Origin of the sequence: Bradyrhizobium prioriisuperbiae (genome assembly GCF_032397745.1) — a bacterium.
GTDB lineage: Bacteria > Pseudomonadota > Alphaproteobacteria > Rhizobiales > Xanthobacteraceae > Bradyrhizobium_A > Bradyrhizobium_A prioriisuperbiae.
This window is the reverse complement of record NZ_CP135921.1, coordinates 2,372,383-2,391,250: the sequence shown is the minus strand read 5'-3', so window position 1 is coordinate 2,391,250 and position 18,868 is coordinate 2,372,383. Positions and strand designations below refer to the sequence as shown.

The following is an 18,868-nucleotide window of genomic DNA, read 5'->3' as shown; positions in this document are numbered from 1 at the left end:
ATCAAACTTTCATGGATCCGTTTTCGCGCTGTAAGCGTGGCTACCCATGGTTTGGAACACTTCCAAAGATGGAGCTTCCTTCATGCCGATTCGCCAGGGCCCGATTTCCCGCCGCCGTTTCCTGACCACCGCTGCAGCCACCGGCGCGATGACGTCCCTCGGTGGCATCGCCATGCCCTATCTGAGCCGCGCCGCGGACCGGCCGCAGGTCACCCACGGCGTGCAGGCGGGCGACGTGTCGCTCGACTCCGGCGTGGTCTGGGCTCGCGCCGATCGTCCCGCGCAACTGATGGTCGAAGTTGCGACCACCGAATCATTCAAGGACGCCCGCGCGCTGCCGCCGATCAATGCGCTGCCCGAAAGCGACTTCACGGCGAAGATGCTGATCGAGAACCTGCCGTCGGACCAGACCATCTTCTATCGCGCGCGCTTTCGCGATCTGTCGCACATCGACATCGTCGGCGAGCCGGTGGTCGGCCGTTTCCGCACCGCGCCGGGAAGCCGCCGCGACGTCAGCTTCGTCTGGGGCGGCGACGTTGCAGGCCAGGGCTGGGGCATCAATCCGGACGATGGCGGCATGAGCATCTTCTCCGCCATGCGCAAACACAATCCGGATCTCTTCATCCACTCCGGCGACACAATCTATGCCGACGGCGTGATCCCCGCCGAGGTGAAGCTGCCCGACGGCAAGATCTGGAAGAACATCACCATCCCGGAAAAAGCCAAGGTCGCGGAAACGCTCGCCGAATACCGCGCCGCGCACAAATACAATTTGCTCGACGACAATTTGCGCGCATTCAATGCCGAGGTGCCGATCTTCGTGCAGTGGGACGACCACGAGGTGACCAACAACTGGTCGCTGTCGAAACAACTGCCCGCCACCTACAAGGAGCGCGACATCACGCTCTTGGCTGCGCGCGCCGCACGCGCCTTTCACGAGATGTATCCGATGCGCGAAAGCATCGTGGAGCCGGGCCGCGTCTACCGCACCATCAATTACGGCCCGCACCTCGACGTGTTCATGCTGGACGAGCGCAGCTATCGCGGCCCGAACGGCGACAATCTGCAGACGACTTATGGCCCCGACGCGTACTTCATCGGCGCCGATCAGCTGGCCTGGCTGAAGCGCGAACTGCTGGCCTCGCGCGCCACCTGGAAAGTGATCGCCTCCGACATGCCGATCGGCATCGTCGTTTATGACGACGCGACCAACAGCAAGGGATCGGAAGCCATCGCCCAGGGCGACGGCCCGGCACGCGGCCGCGAACTCGAAATCGCCGATCTCCTGCGTTTCATCAAGACCGCCGGCATCCGCAACACGGTGTGGCTGACCGCCGACGTGCATTATGCGGCTGCGCACTATTACAATCCGGACAAGGCCCAGTTCCAGGATTTCGATCCGTTCTGGGAGTTCGTGTCCGGCCCGCTGCACGCCGGCACCTTCGGCCCCAACCCGATGGACAACACGTTTGGCCCCGAGATCAAGTTCATCAAGGCGCCCGGCGCCGACAAGCAGAACCTGCCGCCCTCGGCCGGCATGCAGTTCTTCGGCCATTGCAAGATCGAAGGTGCGACCGGGCAATTAACCGTAACCCTGCGCGATCGAGCCGATACGGCGTTGTGGTCGGTAACGTTGGACCCGAGAATGGGCTGAACCGGCGATCGCCCGTCACCGCTTCGATCCGCGCGGCCATGGCAGCTTCAGTGGCCGCGCTTCTCACAAACCAATTGCCGCCCCATTTTCAGATCAAGCTTTGACTTGGCTGGCACCTGCGTGATCGGCGAAGTTCGTGCCCGCACAACTACGGAACTGACGCGATGAGCAAGCCCGACCGCCTGCTAATCATTCCCCCTGACGATCCCCACGAGGATCTAAGAGATCTCGGTTGGATGCTTCTGGGCATTCCCCCGCCATTGGTTTTCGCGGGTCTCGTTTTCATGATGCCGGCTGTTGGCGTGCTTTACATGATGGCGTCCCAAATCCTCGCTGGCCAAATCAGCATCAGTCTCAGCGGGTCGCTTCTCGCGATTATCGCTGCGATCATGGCCTGGGGAGGTGTTGAGATGATCCGAGAGGATTCGCGCAGGCGCGGGTAGTGAGCACTTCACAGCGGCCCTCAACCTCCTCTGACAAGGCTGTCGATCCGCCGGCTTCAAACGAGCCGGGGTTGATGGCTCGTTCGGGGGAACAACCGAAACATCCAAGATCGGGCCGATACGGCCCTATGGTCGGTCACCCTGGATCCGAAAATCAGCTGATTCCGCGCCGAAAAGCCCGCAAAACGAGCTAATTTTCATATCCAAACACATTGTTTTTCGGCGAATTCCGACTATATTGCGCCGCAACGCGTGAGAGTGCCCGGTTCGAACAGAACCGGGCACCGCCTTTTTCGGGCGCCCTGCTGAGATACATCAGCGGACTGGATCGCCTCGACGCACGTCGTCTCACGACACCGCGTTTTAAGAGCTGGAAGAACATACGCCCATGAATATGCGCAACGTCGCCATCATCGCCCACGTCGACCACGGCAAAACCACACTGGTCGACAAGCTGCTGCAGCAGTCCGGCACCTTCCGTGACAACCAGAAGGTCACCGAGCGTGCGATGGACTCCAACGACCTCGAGCGCGAGCGCGGCATCACCATTCTCGCCAAGGCCGCCTCGGTGCAGTGGAAAGACACCCGCATCAACATCGTCGACACCCCTGGCCACGCCGACTTCGGTGGCGAAGTCGAGCGCATCCTGAACATGGTGGACGGCGCACTGGTGCTGGTGGACGCCGCCGAAGGCCCGCTGCCGCAGACCAAGTTCGTGGTCTCCAAGGCGCTCAAGGTCGGCCTGAAGCCGATCGTGGTCATCAACAAGGTCGACCGCCCGGACGCGCGTCCGTCCGAAGTCATCAACGAGGTGTTCGACCTGTTCGCGGCGCTCGACGCCACCGAAGAGCAGCTCGACTTCCCGATCCTGTACGGTTCGGCCAAGCAGGGCTGGATGGCGGACAGCTATGAGGGTCCGAAGGACCTCGGCATGCAGCCGCTGTTCGACCTGATCCTGCGCCACGTGCCGCCGCCGACCGTCGAGGAAGGCCCGTTCCGCATGATCGGCACCATTCTCGAAGCCAACCCCTATCTCGGCCGCATCATCACCGGCCGCATCTCGTCCGGCACCATCAAGCCGAACCAGAGCGTGAAGGTGCTGTCGGGCGACGGCAAGGTGGTGGAGACTGGCCGCATTTCCAAGATTCTGGCCTTCCGCGGTCTTGAGCGCACGCCGCTCGAGGAAGCCGAAGCCGGCGACATCGTCGCCATCGCCGGCCTCACCAAGGGCACCGTCGCCGATACCTTCTGCGACCCCCTGGTCGAGACCCCGCTGGTGGCGCAGCCGATCGATCCGCCGACCGTGTCGATGTCCTTCATCGTCAACAACTCGCCGCTGGCGGGCACTGAAGGCGACAAGGTCACGAGCCGCATGATCCGCGACCGCCTGCTGCGCGAAGCCGAAGGCAACGTCGCGCTGCGCGTGGTCGAGGCCGCCGACAAGGATTCGATGGAAGTGTCGGGCCGCGGCGAATTGCAGCTCGCGATCCTGATCGAGACCATGCGCCGCGAGGGCTTCGAACTCTCGGTGTCGCGCCCGCGCGTGGTGCTGCAGAAGGACGAGGCCACCGGCAACTGGCTGGAGCCGGTCGAGGAAGTCGTCATCGACGTCGATGAAGAGCATTCCGGCGTCGTCGTGCAGAAGATGAGCGAACGCCGCGCCGAGATGATCGAGATGCGCCCGTCCGGCGGCAACCGCCTGCGGCTGGTGTTCTACGCACCCACCCGCGGCCTGATCGGCTACCAGGGCGAACTGCTGACCGACACCCGCGGCACGGCGATCATGAACCGGCTGTTCCACAACTACCTGCCCTACAAGGGCGAGATCGCCGGCCGCCGCAACGGCGTGCTGATCTCCAACGACCAGGGCGAGGCCGTGGCCTACGCCATGTTCAAGCTGGAAGATCGCGGCCCGATGATGATCGAGCCGGGCTGGAAGGTCTACAAGGGCATGATCGTCGGCGAGCACACCCGCGACAACGACCTCGAGATCAACATCCTCAAGGGCAAGCAGCTCACCAACATCCGCACCACCTCGAAGGACGAAGCCGTCAGGCTGACCCCGCCGATCCGGATGACCCTGGAAAAGGCGCTGGCCTACATCGAGGAAGACGAACTGGTCGAAGTGACCCCGAAGTCGATCCGGCTGCGCAAGAAGCATCTCGATGCCAACGAGCGCAAGCGGGCCGAAAAGACCAAGGAAGTCCTGGCCGGGTAATTGGCTGGGTAAGATCTTGCCAAGCAACGCCTTTTTCGGGCGAAGGGCTTGGCAGGATCACAAAGTCTTGGCAGGGTTGAGGAAGTTTTAGCCGGGTGATCATCGGGTGGCTCTTCCCAACCATGTCGACGTTGCCATCATTGGCGCGGGCGCTGCCGGCATCGCCGCAGCGCGAACTCTCGAAAAATCCAATCTTTCGCTTCTGATCCTGGAGGCGCGCGACCGCCTCGGCGGCCGCAGCCACACGGTCCAGCTGCCCGGCGACATCACCTTCGATGTCGGCTGCGAATGGCTGCATTCCGCCGATCGGAATTCGTTCGTGCCGATCGCACAGGACATCGGCTTTGCGATCAACACCATCCGCCCACGCTGGCGCGAGCAGACCTTCAACCTCAGCTTCCCGACCAACCAGCGCGCGCTGTTCGTGACGGCGATCGACGCCTTCTATGATCGCGCCGAAGCGGCCTCCGACCTGCCGCAGGACAGCGCCGCGAGTCAATGGCTTGAGCCCGGCAACAGCTGGAACCCGCTGATCAACGCGATCTCCACCTACATCAATGGCTGCGAACTCGATAAGGTGTCCACCTACGACATGGACGCCTATGAGGACACCGAGATCAATTGGCGGGTCGCGCGCGGTTATGGCGCGCTGATCGCCGCCTATGGCGCGCCCTGCAAGGTGGCGCTGAACACCAAGGTCTCCCTGATCGATCATTCCGGCAAGACCATCCGGATCGAGACCTCGCAGGGAACGCTAACGGCCGACAAGGTGATCGTCACCGCGCCGACCAATCTCATCGCCAAACAGTCGATTCGGTTTTCACCGGCGCTGCCCGACAAGGTTGCGGCGGCAGGTGGCCTGCCGCTCGGCCTCGCCGACAAGGTGATGCTGGCGCTCGACGCGCCGGATGATTTGCCAGCCGACGGGCATCTGTATGGCGGGATCGATCGCGCCGGTGTCGGCAGTTATCACCTGCGTCCAATGGGCCAGCCCTGCGTGTCCGGCTTCTTCGGCGGCAGGTTTGCCCAGGACCTGGAAGATGCCGGCGAAGGCGCAATGGCAGCGCAGGCGATCGAGGAAGTGTCCGCGCTGCTCGGCTCGGATTACCGCAAGAAGCTTCGTCCGCTGGCGGAATCGCGCTGGGCGCACGATCCCTATGCCACCGGCTCCTACTCCCATGCGCTGCCGGGACACGCCGACGACCGTGCCACCCTCGCCGCACCGGTCGACGGCCGCTTGTTCTTTGCGGGAGAAGCCACCTCGCCGGACTTCTTCTCCACCGCCCACGGCGCGCGCGACAGTGGTGAGCGGGCCGCAAAGGAAGTGCTGGGCCTGATTGGCTGAAGCGGCGCCCGCTCAGCTTCCGAGCGGTCCCGTGTATTTTTCCAGCTTCGCCCACGCCTCCGGACCGAACTTGGCCTTCCAGTCCCGATAATAATTCGCCCTGTCGAGCGCCTGGACGAACTGCGCGCGATCGACGTCGTTGAAACGAAGATGTTTCGCTCCCAACTCAGCCTTCAGCGCGATGTCCTGCTTGGCGAAGTCATCATGCTGGCTGAGCACGGCAGCATCGAAATGCCGCGTGATCAGGTCCCTCTGCTCCCCAGGCATTGCATCCCACGCCCGGGTGTTGCTCATCACCCAGAGGCCGTCCCAGCTGTGCCGGGTCAAGGCGCAGTACTGCTGGACCTCGTAGATCTTCAACGCGTCGAACTGCACCAGCGAGTTTTCCATGCCGTCGGCAATCCTGGTCTGCAGCGCGGAATAGAGTTCGCCGATGCTGATGGTGGTCGGCGATGCGCCAAGCGACTGAAACAGCGAGGTCAGCAACGGACTTGGCGGCACGCGGATTTTGAGCCCTTGCAGATCACCGACGCTGCTGACCGCGCGCGTGCTGGTGGTGACGTTGCGAAAACCGTTGTCGAGGCACTTGAATGCCGTCATCCCGAGTTTGCCCAGCGCGTCCTTGATCAGAGCGCCGAGATCGCCGTCGATCGCAGCCCAGAGCTGGCCGTAATCCTTGAAGGCATAGGCGACGCCGGGCATGCCGGCGACGGCCGTCAGGTTCTGCAGCGACGAGCAGGATGCGACCAGGAAGTGAATTCCACCGGCACGCAATTGCCGCTGCATGTCCGCCTCCGAGCCGAGCTGGCTGTCGGCGAGAAACAGAATGTCGATTGCGCCGTTGCTCTCCTTGCGGATCGCATCCGCGGCAGCGACCATGAAGGTCGAAGCCGAATGGCGCGACGGCATCGGCGAGCCCATCACCAATTGACGCGGCGCGCCTTGCGCCCGCACGACCGCCGGAGCGCCCACTGTGCCGGCCGCAGCCAGACACATTGCGCCGAAGCGCCTGCGCGTGATGATCATTGAAATCTCCCTGCCCCAGAATCTTGATTGATTGTTTGATGGCCGACACATCGAGCGATGCGTGACTCGCTAGCGTGTCTGAATCCTTGACGGCCTGATAGCTCGATCAAGAATTGCAGCCATGTCCGACCCGACCTCTCGCTCCGCCAGCCAGTGCCCCTCGTCCCCGGACGCCCGCAGCACGCGGAAATCGACCTGGCCGCCCCGGCTGCGAAACGCCTCAGCCATCCGCTGCGACAGCTCCGGCGAAAAATAGCTGTCGTTCTCGGCCACCAGCCAGGTCACCGGCACGCGCGCACCCTGTCCGAATTCGCCGGCGGCCGTCACCAGTCGCGCCTCCGCGCACACGGCAAATCGGCGATCGCCCGCATGACCGCCACGTCCCGGCGCGAAGGCAACGATGTGCGATACCGCCTTCGGATCCGACGACGCCAGCGCCAGTGCACCAAATCCACCGGCGGAATGGCCGATCACAATGGCGCTATCTTTCCGGACGAAGGGTTGGGTTTGCAGAAACAGCATGGCCGCGCGAATCGCTGCGGCCACGACCCGCCCGGCTGTCACATAATCCGTATCGTCGCAGCCGGCGCCCTGGTCCTCGAGATACGGTCCACCGGTGGCGCCGTGCCCGAGCCGCTCCGGCACCAGCACCGCAAAGCCGCGCGCAACCAGTTGCAAAGCCAGCGCCGCGTATTCCGGCTGCGGCATCTGCGCGCGGCGCAGCGCGTTCTGTGTCGAGGCGTGCGCAATGACCGCAAGGCGGAATGGTCCATCGCCCGGCGGGCGATACAGCAGCGCGTGGGACACGGTGGCGGTATCTGGTGACGGAACGGTCCATTGCTGCCGGCGGGCGGGCTCGGTCTCGGCCGATTGCGCACCGAATCTCGCCTGCGCGCCCGCGGATAACGCGGAGAGAATGGCGAAGATGAACGCCGCGCCGACAACAGCGCCTGCAATTTTGAGGAATTTTTTGCCCCGCATCCGGCCGATCATTGCGCCGGCATCGTCATCTCGCAAGCGCACCCCTGCAACTGTCCTTTTTCGGCACAGCTGATGTCTGGAACATGATGCAAAAAGTCCACATGTTAACTGATAATTAACGATAGACCTTGAAGCTGGGGCAGCGACTTGCTTTGATTGGGATCATGAGCACGATCCTCATCGAAGTCCGGCAGGCCAAGACGTCCGACGCAACCGCTGTCGCGTCGACCCACGACGAGGCGTGGCGGGCCGCGTATCAGGGCATCATCCCCGGCGCAGAGCTCGAAAAACTGATCAATCGCCGCGGTCCGCAGTGGTGGGACAGCGCCATCCGCAAAGGTAGCCGCGTCAGCGTGCTGGCCTTCGGCGATCAGATCGCGGGCTACGCCAACTACGGTCGCAACCGCGCCCGCAGCCTGCATTTCGAAGGCGAGATCTACGAGCTCTATCTGCGCCCTGAGTTCCAGGGACTTGGTTTCGGTCGCCGGCTGTTCGCGGCCGCGCGCCGCGACCTGCTGCAGAGCGGCCTGAAGAGCATGGTGATCTGGGCCTTGTCGGACAACGAGCCGGCGGTGGAGTTCTATCGCGCTCTCGGCGGCCGGATGGTGGCGCGCTCATCCGAACAATTCGGCACCAAGACCCTCGACAAGGTCGCATTCGCCTGGACCGCCTGAGTCCGCCGTCGCAGGCACCGAAGCGTATCAGCCGTGACGTCGTCACGCTTGCTTCATCCCTTCGCATTTGATCCTTTGCTACATCTCCTCCCGCCCAACCGCGTCGACAAGAGATGCGGCTTCTCCGGAACCGGCTGATGCGACGGCTGACACGATTTCTCCGTTACATTGCCATGCTGCTGCTTGCGGTCATCGTCGCGGTTGCCGCGATCGTGACTTTTAACGCGGTCAGCCTGAAGTCGCGCCAGATCGCGGTTGCGCCTCTGGCCGTGGCACCAATCGATGCGCAGAAGGCGGCCGAACGGCTGGCCGCCGCGATTCGCTTCCGCACCATTTCCGATGCCAATGCGCCCGACCAGAATGCCGACGCGTTCGCCGGACTGCACGCACACATCGCCGCAAGCTTCCCGGCGTTCCACGCCGCCGCCCGCCGCGAGATCGTCGCCAAATACAGCCTGCTGTACACGTGGGAAGGCAGCGATCCGAAAGCCGCGCCGATCGCACTGCTGGCCCATCAGGACGTGGTGCCGATCGCCCCCGGCACGGACGGTGACTGGCAAGCACCGCCATTCGATGGCGTGATCCGCGACGGCTTCATCTGGGGCCGCGGCGCGTGGGACGACAAGGGCAGTCTCTTCGCGATCATGGAAGCCGCCGAAAGCCTCGCCAAGGAGGGCTTCAAGCCGAAGCAGACCATCTATTTCGCGTTCGGCCATGACGAAGAGGTCAGCGGACTGCGCGGCGCCAAGGCGATGGCGGACCTGCTCGCGTCACGCGGCGTCAAGCTCGATTTCGTGCTGGACGAAGGGCTGCTGATTCTAAACGGCGTGCTCGGCGGGCTGAACAAGCCGGCGGCGCTGATCGGGGTAGCGGAAAAAGGCTATGCGACGGTGACGCTGAAGGTCTCGGCCACGCCGGGGCATTCCTCGCTGCCGCCGAAGGAAACCGCCATCGGCATGATGAGTGCGGCGCTGGCGCGGCTGGAACAGCGCCAGATGCCGTCGCAGATCCGCGGACCGCTGCTGGAAATGTTCGATACGCTCGCGCCGGAGATGACGCCGTTCAATCGCGTCGTGCTGTCGAACCTGTGGCTGTTCAAGCCGCTGGTGCTGCGCGACTTCGCCAAGGCGCCGAACACCGACGCCGCGATTCACACCACCACCGCGCTGACCATCTTCAATGCCGGCAACAAGGACAACGTGCTGCCCGGCAAGGCGGAAGCGACGGTGAACTTCCGGCTGCTGCCCGGCGACACCGAGGCAAGCGTCGTTGAGCACGTCCGCCGCACCATCGCCAACGACCGGATCCAGATCGAGCCGGCGCCGGGCAACAGCAACCCGCCGCCGATCACCGGCACCACGAGTTTCGCCTACCGCGCGTTGAACCAGACCATCCGCGAGGTGTTCCCCGACGTGGTGGTGGCACCGAGCCTGATGGTGGCCGCCACCGATTCGCGCAACTACACCAACGTCACCGACAAGATCTTCCGCTTCTTCCCGGTGCGCGCGAAGGCGGAGGACCTCAACCGCTTTCACGGCACCAACGAGCGGCTGTCGATAGATAACTACGCCGACATCATCCGCTTCTACCGGCGGCTGATCCAGAACACGGCGTCTTGAGATTGACTTAGGGTCTTACACCGCCGGCGCCGGCAAGCCTTTGATCGCGCAGGCCGCGCGCACCGTATTCACCAGCAGGCAAGCCACCGTCATTTGGCCGACACCCCCGGGCACAGGCGTGATGGCGCCTGCCACTTGCAGCGCCTCGTCATAGGCCACGTCGCCGACCAGGCGGTTCTTGCCGTCGGCGCCGGGAATCCGGTTGATGCCGACATCGATCACCACCGCGCCCGGCTTGATCCAGTCGCCGCGCACCATTTCCGGTCGGCCGACAGCCGCATAGACCAGATCGGCCTGCCGGCACAGCTGCGGCAGGTCGCGCGAGCGCGAATGGGCGATGGTCACCGTGGCGTTCTCGTTCAGCAGTAACTGCACCAGCGGCCGTCCCACCAGGTTGGAGCGCCCGATCACAATGGCATTCATGCCCTCAAGCGAGGCGTGCACGGTCTTGGTGAGGATGATGCAGCCCAGTGGCGTGCACGGCGTCAGCGCGTTGAAACCGCTCGCGAGGCGCCCGGCATTGAACGGGTTAAGCCCGTCGACATCCTTGGCCGGATCGATGGCCGCGATCACCTTCTGGCTGTCGATCGATTTCGGCAGCGGCAACTGAACCAGGATGCCGTGCACGGCGGGATCGGCATTGAGCCTGGCGACCAGGGCCAGCAGATCGGCTTCCGCAACATCCGCGGGCAACGCGTGTTCAAACGAGGCCATGCCGGCGGCGCGGGTCTGCTTGGCCTTGCTGCGCACATACACTTCGCTGGCGGGATCGCTGCCGACCAGCACCACCGCCAGGCCCGGCGTCAGAGCGTGATCGCGCTGCACCCGCGCGACCTCCTGCGCGACCCGCGCGCGCAGATCCGCCGCGATGATCTTGCCGTCGATGATGGCTGCCGTCATAACCTCAGTCCTCGCCAATTGGGCCGCACCGCTCCTGCAGCAGGGCCGTCAGTTGCCGCGGGTCGCCGCGGAGCAGAACCTGCTTCACGCGCGCGGTCGCTCCCGCTGAAATATCGATGTCGCTCCGCCGCAGCTTCAATTCCGCGGCCAACAGCTTGATGACGGCTGCGTTGGCTTCGCCGTCGTCAGGCGCCGCACGCACCCTGAGCTTGAGCACCGCGCGACCGTCGGACATCACGTCCGTGCCGTCGAGCGCATCGCGGCCGCCACGCGGCGTCACGCGCACTGCCAGCAGGACGCCTCCATCGGTCACGCGCCAGGGAACCAAGAACGAAGGAACCCGGGATGGCGGCGGGATCGGCGCCATCACGGGCGCCAATCCTCAGGGTACGTTAGGGACGATGTAATCGGTGATATACATCTGGATGAGCAAGATGAGCAAAATCAGGATGATCGGCGAAATATCGAGGCCGCCAAGATCCGGCATCCACCTGCGGATCGGCCGAAGCACCGGCTCCGTGATCCGATAGAGAAACTCCGAAATCATCGAGATGAACTGGTTGCGAGTATTCACAACCTGGAATGCAACCAGCCACGACAGCACCGCCGCAGCGATCAGCAAATACTTATAGAGATCAAGTATGATGACGATGATAGCGAGGATTGGGCGCATGAATGATCTGGCTCGTGCGGATCGCGGATAGGGGACGGGTGGGTATCGAAAATCGGCCGACTTTGTCGTCTTTGCCGGATGTATGCCCACCCAGAAGGCCTGGCTAGGCTCATGTGGCTAAATTACTGGTTCGCCCCCTGCGGAACAAGGGACGTTGCCGTAAAAGGCCGATAAATCAGCGGCCGCATTGCCTTACATGTCCCTGACTTGACGGTTGACTTGGCAATTGACTTGGCGCGGGCCGGGATTGTAAATGGCGCGCTTGTTCGGCGGGTTTCACCCCCGGACGCGGGGGGCCGTAGCTCAGATGGGAGAGCGCCTCGTTCGCAATGAGGAGGTCAGGGGTTCGATTCCCCTCGGCTCCACCACCCCGCACCCAAGCTCGTCCAATCCAGGCTCAGTCCGTCGATAGCGCCCCCCTGTTCGTCGGGGAGCTGTCCCACGCAGCCCGTTTCCGCGCCACGACATCAACGTCAGCGCGAGGCCTAAACACAAGTCTGCGTGCGCGCGAGGTGCGACCATCGGCGCCCACGGCGGCCCAAAGAGGCCGATCGCAAACCAACAAAAGACATCGCGAGGAAAACCATGAAGCTCGACGCCGGCTTGATTTTCGCCTGCCTTGCGCTGACGCCGATGGCGTCGGCCACTGCCGACCCCGTGAGCAAGGCGGTGACCGTCGCCGTCCTCAATGACAAGAGCTCGGTATTCTCGGACGCGGGCGGCGTCGGCAGTCTTGCCGCTGCGCAACTGGCGATCGACGACGCCGGCGGCAAGGTGCGTGGGCAACCGGTGGTGCTGCTCGGGCCCGATCATCAGAACAAGACCGACATCGGCGTGACGCTGGCGCGCAATCTCTATGACCAGCAGGGCGTCGACGCGATTTTCGACATCGGCAATTCCGCGATCTCGCTCGCGGTGCAGGAGCTGTCGCGCGAACGCGGCAAGGTTCTGGTCCATGTCGGCTCCGCCACCGCCGATGTGTTCGGCAAGGCGTGTTCGCCCACCGGTGCGATGTGGCTGTACGACACCTACTCGCTGGCCCAGGGCATCGCCAAAGCAGTTGTGCAGCAGGGCGGCGACACCTGGTTCTTCATCACCGCCGACTACGCCTTCGGCCATGCGATGCAGGCCGAGGTCTCCAAGGTGGTGACGGCGGCGGGCGGCAAGGTGCTCGGCGCTGTCCGCCATCCGGTCGGCACCATGGATTTCTCGTCGTTCCTGCTGCAGGCGCAGTCCTCCGGCGCCAAGGTGATCGCACTCGCCAATGCCTCCGGCGACACCGTCACCAACATCAAGCAGGCCCGTGAATTCCAGATCGGTGAAGGCAAGCAGAAACTGGCGGTGCTGATTTTCTATCTGACCTCGGTGCATGCGCTGGGCCCGCAGGCCACCCAGGGCGTGCAGTATCTGACCGGTTATTACTGGGACAATGACGACGCCAGCCGCGCCTTCGGCAAGCGCTTCGCCGCCAAGCACGGCGGCAAGATGCCGACCCAGGCGCAGGCCGGCGTCTACAGCGCCGTACGTCATTATCTGCGCGCGGTGGAGGCGGCCAACGACACCGATGGGCTCACCGTGATGCGCAAGATGAAGGCGATGCCGGTGGATGACTTCTTCGCCCCCGGCGCGCGCGTGCGCGAGGACGGCCGGTTGATGAACGACATGTGGCTTGCCGAGGTAAAGGCGCCAGCCGAGGTCAACAGCGGATGGGATCTTCTGAAGATCAAGGGCAAGGTCAAAGCCGAGGACATCATGCGCCCGGTGGCCGACGGCGGCTGCACCCGGCTCGATCCACCGAAGCTCTGAGAGCGAACGCTTTGCCGCCGTCAGCCCTGCTGGATCTTTGGGTCGACCACGACCCACGTTGCCTATGCGACCGCGAGGACCTCTCCTCCCGGTCCCAGCAGCGCGCTGTCGGCAAGCACCTTGCGGCCGGCCCTTGCCGTTAGCCAGGCCGTGACGACACAGTGATCGCCTGGTTTAGGGCGCCCGAACACCTGCGCCGCCATCCGCCCCAGCAGGATCGCTTCCTCTCCGGTCATCCCGAGATGGTGCGCGCCAAGCCCCGCATATCCGGTCGGACAATCCACAGTTTGTCGGGACCCGTAAACTCGCCGCATAACACCGCTCTCATTCAATTCTCCGATTTATGGATCGAACCCAACCGGCCCGCGTGAGCCCAGCGCCCCAACCGGGGCGCTGGGCGCGGATCGCGAACTGTCCAGAGGGACCTACGGCCGGGCTTCCAGGATCATGTTGAACGGCGTCTCGCAGGCCCGGCGAACGCTGCGGAAACCACCCGCGGTGATCACCTCGCGCAGTCTGGCTTCGCCGGCCTGTGCGCCGAGTGCAGCGCCGACCTCCTGCGACAGCGAGGTCGGCACGCAGATCATGGTCGAGGCCGCGTAATACAGGCGGCCGACCGGATTCAGATTTTGTTCAAGGCGATCGCCGGCCATCGGTTCGACGATCATCCAGGTCCCGTCAGGCTTCAGCGATTGCTTGATATGGGTCGCGGCGCCCGCCGGATCGCCCATGTCGTGCAGGCAATCGAAGCAGGTGACGAGGTCGTAGTCGTTGCCGGGATAGTCTTTCGCCAGGCCCACCGCGAAACGCGTATTGGCCGACACGCCATGGGCTTCAGCATGCGCCCGTGCATCGGCAATCGAATCGGGATGGAAATCGTAGCCGACGAACAGCGACTTCGGGAACGCCTTGGCCATCAGCACCGTGGACCAGCCGTGTCCGCAACCGATATCGGCGACCTTGATACCCTGCTCGAGCCTCTTCACCACGCCGTCGAGCGCCGGCAGCCACTGACTGACGAGATTGTTGTGATAGCTCGGCCGGAAAAACCGGGCCACGGCGCAGAACAGACAGCCGGCCTGATGGCCCCAGGCCACCCCGGCCCCGGTCTTGAACGCCGCCTGCACCTTGGACTGGTTGTCCAGCATGGCCGCGGCCGTATCGAACGCGCCCATCATGTTGACGGGGCTGTCGGGGGTTGCGAACACCATGGCCTGTTCCGGCTGCAACGAGAACGTATCCGCCGCCGGATCATAGGTCAGATAGTTGGACGCGGCCTGATGCGACAGCCATTCGCGCAGATAGCGCTCGTTGACATCGGTCGCGCGGGCGAGCTGCGCGCAGGTCAGCGGCCCCCTGGTCTTGAGCGTTTCATAAAGTCCCAGCGCATCGCCGATCCGCACCATCGCGATGCTCGACGCACCGCCCAGATCCGACAGCATCTGCCCGACCAGCTGATTGAGCTTGGTCTCGTTCACTCCACTCATGCTTCGCACTCCCTGTCCGGCGTGATTCGCCGTGGTGGGCGCGAAGCTAGGCAGCCCGCGTCAGCGGGCCGTCAGTTGGGGCGTAGACCGGGTGTGAAAACGGGCGGCTATTCGGCCGCGACCAGCAATGGGGCCGACGCGGGATTGAAGGCCGGCTCGGACTCGTCGTTCTGGCGCAGCCAGCAGCCCAGGAACGCATCCAGCCAGGCGCGCTCCATCACGTCGTGGACGGCGCGGGAGGTGAAATGGTCGGCACGGACGCGGGCGCCGGGCGAAGCCAAACGTTCGTGGCCGCGGGTGGTCCAGCGGTGCATCATCGCGGTGGTGACGTCGGGGTGGAACTGCACGCCGAAACAAGTGCCGGAGCGGAACGCCTGCACCGGGAAGTCATCGCCTTCGGCCAGCAGCTCGCATCCGGACGGCAGATCGAAGCCCTCGCGATGCCATTGATAGACGTGACCGGGCCATTCGCCACACACCGTGCGGCCAGCGCCGGTGGGGCGGATGGCGTAGTAGCCGACTTCGACCCGCCCCTCCGGGTGCGCGTCAACACGGGCGCCGAGCTGGCGCGCCAGCATCTGCGCGCCGAGGCAAATGCCAAGAAACGGGCGGCGTTCGCGCAGCGGCACGGCGAGCCAGTCGATTTCCTGGCGGACGAAATCGTCGCTGTCGTTGGCGCTCATCGGGCCGCCGAACATCACCACGCCGGCATGATTCGCCAGGGTGTCCGGCAGCGGATCGCCGAACCGGGGCCGGCGGATGTCGAGGGCATAACCCCGCGCGCGCAGGGCATTGCCGACGCGTCCGGGGGTCGAGGTTTCCTGGTGCAGAATGACGAGAATGGGGCGCTGTGGCGCGGACATGCCGGTCGGCGGCACTCCCTGGCAAAATCGAGGAGCGAGACGAGAGGCTAAAGCTGCCTTGATCCGATCGGCCTGCGACGACATCGATATTCTTTTAAAATCGAAACCACGGAATATTACTACCGAATTTATTACCAAACTTGGAATGTTTTTATTAAGCAGCTGCTGCCTCGAAATGAGGCTTCGACCATTTATGCACCAGCGACCTGGGCTTTTTTAATTAGGCATGATCTTTTCGGAAAACCGGTACCCACTTTTCCGGATCATGCACCTAGGCGGAAAGCCAGCCGTCAGCGCTTGCGCTGGATGCTGCTGGCGGCGCCGAGCACGATGGGGCGCGGCGCGAGCCGCAGCGCCAGCGGGATCAGCTTCATGGCCAGCCCCGGCAGCACCACGCGTTTGCCGGCCATCAGGCCGCGATAGCCGGCCAGCGCCACCGCCGCCGCGGAGATGCTCAGAAGGCGCGAATCGAATCCGGGCTCGACGCCGGCGCGCCGTTGAAACTCGGTCGGCACCGGTCCCGGGCACAACGCCGTCACCCGCACGCCCTTGGGGCGCAATTCCTGGTGCAGCGCTTCGGTGAACGACAGCACATAGGCCTTGCTGGCGTAATACACCGCCATGTGCGGCCCCGGCAGGTAGCTGCCGATCGACGCCACATTGAGAATGCCGCCGGTGTGGCGAATCACGCTCTCCGAAAACCGCAGCGACAGATCGGTCAGCGCGCGCACATTGACGTCGATCATGCCGATCTGGGCGCCGCGATCGAGCTCGCAGGCTTCGCCGAGCAGGCCGAAGCCTGCATTGTTGACCACGAACTCGACCTCGACATTCTGCGCCGACAGCGCGCCGGCGATGATGTCGCAGGAATCGGCGCGCTCGAGATCGCAGGCGATCACGATCGGCGGCGCACCGCCGCCATTGGCGATCTCGTCCGCAAGCGCACTCAATTTGTCGGCGCGCCGCGCCACCAGCACGACCCGATGATCATTGGCCGCGAAAATCCGCGCGAGCTCCGCGCCGATCCCGGTCGATGCACCGGTAATCAATGTCACACGTTCGGCCATGACATCTCTTCAATACTTGCTGGATTTAAAAACGGGCGGCGAGGGTCGGAGAGACAACAATGGGCACGGCAATTATGACGCGGCATCGGGCGTCAGCCGGCCGTCCGCCACCCGGTGCTTGAGATTGATACGGTCGCGCGACGAGATGCCGAGCAGGTCGGCGGCGCGCCAGACCACATTCTCTTCGAACTCGCTGACACGCCCGTCGGCATAAACCAATTCCCACATCATCTCGATGATGCGCAGCCGTCCCTCTTCGTTGACGGAGCGCATGATGCGGCTGGTGAAATGATAGAGATCGACCGCCTCACCCTCGACCTGCGTCGCATCCGCGATCAGCCGGTCGGCGGTGCCGGGATCGAGCTGGAAACGCAATTCGAGCAGGCTGTGCAGCTTGCTCTTTTCGGCTTCCGACGGCTCACCGTCGATGGAAATGACATGAATCAGCAGCGCCGTCGCAGCCAGACGATAATCGGTGTCGTCGAAATGGCGCTTCCCCTCGGCGGGAGACACCACATCGGAAATGAACTGGCGCAGTCTATCGAGCATCCGGCGTCACAACCAAAATCATCTGTCACTCCTGCGGGCCACGATGCCCTGCAGGTCGGGTCGAGCACGAAATATGCCAACCCTGTTCGTTTAAGTCGCCTGCGTTTCCGGGACACGACCGGTATCCACATGTCGCGGATATCTGCGTTTCGCTGGGACGCGCTGGCGGGACCCGTTCTATGGCGCGAAAGCGCACGCCTTGCAATCGGAACCCGGACGCAACCGCAATCCCCAAGACTACGGCCGCACCGACACCCCATCATAGCTCTTTGAATTAGCTCGCGAATGTTACAATTGAGTAATGCTTGGGCCGCATCGCCGCACGCCCTGTACGGGCGACGGCGGCATGAAAACGGCCGTCACACGATGCGTGTGGCGGCCGTCGTCGCGTGCAGCGTGGGTCAAGCTGGCTTCGACCAGCTTTCAATCCACCCTGGCGCCGGAGGCCTTGACCACCTCCGCCCACTTCTCTCGCTCGCTGGCGATGAAGGTGGTGAATTCGGCGGGCGTCATCGGCGACGGCACAGCGCCGATCTCGGTAAACTTCGCGATGGTCTCCGGCGTTTCCAGCAGGCGCTTCATCTCGACCACCATCTTGTCCACGATCGGTTGCGGGGTTCCGGCCGGCGCGAACAGGCCGTGCCACGAGGTGGCCTCGAAGCCCGGCAGCGTATCCGCCATGGTCGGCACCTCCGGCGCAGTCGGGCTGCGCGTTACGCTGGTGACCGCCAGCGCCCGCAGCGTGCCGGCCTTCGCCTGCGGCCATGCCAAAGTGATGTTGTCGAAGGCGACATCGATGTGGCCGCCGGTGAGATTCTGCATGATCTCGTTGGAGCTGCGATACGGCACGTGGGTCATCTGTGTGCCGGTCTTGATCTTGAACAGCTCGGCGGCGAGATGGATCGAGGTGCCGACCCCGGACGAGCCATACGAGATCTTGTCCGGATTGGCCTTCAGATATGTGATCAGCTCACTGACAGTCTTGGCGGGAATTTTCGGATTCACCACCAGCATGTTCGGCAGCCGCGCGATCAGGCTGACCGGCTGGAAATCCTTCGCCGCATCGAACGGCAGCTTGCTGTAGAGCGTGGGATTGATGGCGTGGGTGCTGACGGTGCCGAGCAGCAGCGTGTAGCCATCGGGCGAAGCCTTGGCGACCGCGGCGGCACCGAGATTGCCGCCGGCGCCGGCGCGGTTCTCCACCAGGAATGCATGGCCGAACTTCTGCTGGAAGTGATTGGCGACATGGCGGGCGAACAGATCGGCCGTGCCGCCTGCCGTGAACGGAACGATGATGGTCACGTTCCGCGCCGGCCACTCCTGCGCCTTCGCCGGTGCAGCAAGGCCAAGCGCGGCCAGTGCGAGTCCGCAGGAAAGTTTCCATGCCAATTTCAACCGCATCGATCGTCTCCCTGATGCGCAGGACTTGCAGGGACGCCCGCGCTTGTTTCACTTGCCGGCCGTTCCGGCAGACTTGTCGTACAAGTTAGATGCACTTGTCGTACAAGTTAAGGCTAAGCCCGGCCCGATGGACATTTGGCCGCACGGGCCATCAGAAAATTA

At 63.8% G+C, this 18,868-nt stretch carries 18 protein-coding genes and 1 tRNA gene; 8 read left to right on the top strand and 11 right to left on the bottom strand.

What is annotated here, in order from left to right; all coding sequences use genetic code 11:
• Positions 1-82 precede the first annotated feature (82 nt).
• The 4 genes from RS897_RS11220 to RS897_RS11205 all read left to right on the top strand — a co-directional run bounded on the left by RS897_RS11220 (position 83) and on the right by RS897_RS11205 (position 5,660).
• Positions 83-1,654, top strand: a complete 1,572-nt coding sequence (locus RS897_RS11220) for an alkaline phosphatase D family protein (protein ID WP_315836625.1) — start codon at positions 83-85, stop codon at positions 1,652-1,654.
• Positions 1,655-1,818: 164 nt separating this feature from the next.
• Positions 1,819-2,097 (top strand): hypothetical protein, encoded by a 279-nt coding sequence (locus RS897_RS11215; RefSeq protein WP_315836624.1) that lies wholly within the window; start codon positions 1,819-1,821, stop codon positions 2,095-2,097.
• A gap of 388 nt (positions 2,098-2,485) precedes the next feature.
• Positions 2,486-4,315: a translational GTPase TypA gene (gene typA / locus RS897_RS11210; protein WP_315836623.1), complete on the top strand. Its 1,830-nt coding sequence runs from the start codon at positions 2,486-2,488 to the stop codon at positions 4,313-4,315.
• A 106-nt stretch (positions 4,316-4,421) separates the two neighbouring features.
• Positions 4,422-5,660 carry a flavin monoamine oxidase family protein gene (locus RS897_RS11205; protein WP_315836622.1) on the top strand — a complete coding sequence of 413 codons (1,239 nt, stop codon included), beginning with the start codon at positions 4,422-4,424 and terminating at the stop codon, positions 5,658-5,660.
• A gap of 12 nt (positions 5,661-5,672) precedes the next feature.
• Here RS897_RS11205 and RS897_RS11200 read toward each other — a convergent pair whose 3' ends face one another.
• Together RS897_RS11200 and RS897_RS11195 are read right to left on the bottom strand one after the other, a co-directional pair.
• Entirely contained in the window at positions 5,673-6,686 is a 1,014-nt protein-coding gene (locus tag RS897_RS11200) for a TRAP transporter substrate-binding protein (protein ID WP_315836621.1), read from the bottom strand.
• 69 nt (positions 6,687-6,755) lie between these two features.
• Positions 6,756-7,667, bottom strand: a complete 912-nt coding sequence (locus RS897_RS11195) for an alpha/beta hydrolase family protein (protein ID WP_315838594.1) — start codon at positions 7,665-7,667, stop codon at positions 6,756-6,758.
• Positions 7,668-7,831: 164 nt separating this feature from the next.
• Here RS897_RS11195 and RS897_RS11190 point away from each other — a divergent pair, with 164 nt between their 5' ends.
• Complete coding sequence (locus RS897_RS11190) at positions 7,832-8,341, top strand: GNAT family N-acetyltransferase (protein WP_315836620.1); 510 nt, start codon at positions 7,832-7,834, stop codon at positions 8,339-8,341.
• A 137-nt stretch (positions 8,342-8,478) separates the two neighbouring features.
• Positions 8,479-9,960, top strand: coding sequence for a M20 family peptidase (locus tag RS897_RS11185; RefSeq protein WP_315836619.1), 1,482 nt, complete (start codon positions 8,479-8,481; stop codon positions 9,958-9,960).
• A 15-nt stretch (positions 9,961-9,975) separates the two neighbouring features.
• Here RS897_RS11185 and folD read toward each other — a convergent pair whose 3' ends face one another.
• Genes folD through RS897_RS11170 form a run of 3 tightly spaced genes read right to left on the bottom strand, consistent with a single transcriptional unit; the run spans position 9,976 to position 11,533 of the window.
• Complete coding sequence (gene folD / locus RS897_RS11180) at positions 9,976-10,860, bottom strand: bifunctional methylenetetrahydrofolate dehydrogenase/methenyltetrahydrofolate cyclohydrolase FolD (RefSeq protein WP_315836618.1); 885 nt, start codon at positions 10,858-10,860, stop codon at positions 9,976-9,978.
• Between the two features lie 4 nt (positions 10,861-10,864).
• Positions 10,865-11,227 carry a DUF167 family protein gene (locus tag RS897_RS11175; protein ID WP_315838593.1) on the bottom strand — a complete coding sequence of 121 codons (363 nt, stop codon included), beginning with the start codon at positions 11,225-11,227 and terminating at the stop codon, positions 10,865-10,867.
• Between the two features lie 15 nt (positions 11,228-11,242).
• Entirely contained in the window at positions 11,243-11,533 is a 291-nt protein-coding gene (locus RS897_RS11170; RefSeq protein ID WP_315836617.1) for a YggT family protein, read from the bottom strand.
• 292 nt (positions 11,534-11,825) lie between these two features.
• On the opposite strand from RS897_RS11170, the gene RS897_RS11165 reads away from it, so the two are divergent.
• Positions 11,826-11,901, top strand: a tRNA-Ala gene (locus tag RS897_RS11165).
• Between the two features lie 217 nt (positions 11,902-12,118).
• The gene (locus tag RS897_RS11160) at positions 12,119-13,339 is read left to right on the top strand and encodes an ABC transporter substrate-binding protein (protein ID WP_315836616.1); all 1,221 of its coding nucleotides are present in this window, start codon (positions 12,119-12,121) and stop codon (positions 13,337-13,339) included.
• 62 nt (positions 13,340-13,401) lie between these two features.
• On the opposite strand, the gene RS897_RS11155 is transcribed toward RS897_RS11160, so the two are convergent.
• From RS897_RS11155 to RS897_RS11130, 6 genes are all read right to left on the bottom strand, one after another.
• Positions 13,402-13,575, bottom strand: coding sequence for a hypothetical protein (locus tag RS897_RS11155; RefSeq protein ID WP_315836615.1), 174 nt, complete (start codon positions 13,573-13,575; stop codon positions 13,402-13,404).
• A gap of 189 nt (positions 13,576-13,764) precedes the next feature.
• Positions 13,765-14,826: a class I SAM-dependent methyltransferase gene (locus tag RS897_RS11150; protein ID WP_315836614.1), complete on the bottom strand. Its 1,062-nt coding sequence runs from the start codon at positions 14,824-14,826 to the stop codon at positions 13,765-13,767.
• 107 nt (positions 14,827-14,933) lie between these two features.
• Positions 14,934-15,773 carry a glutamine amidotransferase gene (locus RS897_RS11145; RefSeq protein ID WP_407654466.1) on the bottom strand — a complete coding sequence of 280 codons (840 nt, stop codon included), beginning with the start codon at positions 15,771-15,773 and terminating at the stop codon, positions 14,934-14,936.
• A 206-nt stretch (positions 15,774-15,979) separates the two neighbouring features.
• Positions 15,980-16,756, bottom strand: a complete 777-nt coding sequence (locus RS897_RS11140) for an SDR family NAD(P)-dependent oxidoreductase (RefSeq protein WP_315836612.1) — start codon at positions 16,754-16,756, stop codon at positions 15,980-15,982.
• A gap of 72 nt (positions 16,757-16,828) precedes the next feature.
• Positions 16,829-17,305: a tellurite resistance TerB family protein gene (locus RS897_RS11135; RefSeq protein WP_315836611.1), complete on the bottom strand. Its 477-nt coding sequence runs from the start codon at positions 17,303-17,305 to the stop codon at positions 16,829-16,831.
• Between the two features lie 423 nt (positions 17,306-17,728).
• Positions 17,729-18,706: a Bug family tripartite tricarboxylate transporter substrate binding protein gene (locus RS897_RS11130; RefSeq protein ID WP_315836610.1), complete on the bottom strand. Its 978-nt coding sequence runs from the start codon at positions 18,704-18,706 to the stop codon at positions 17,729-17,731.
• Positions 18,707-18,868 lie beyond the last annotated feature (162 nt).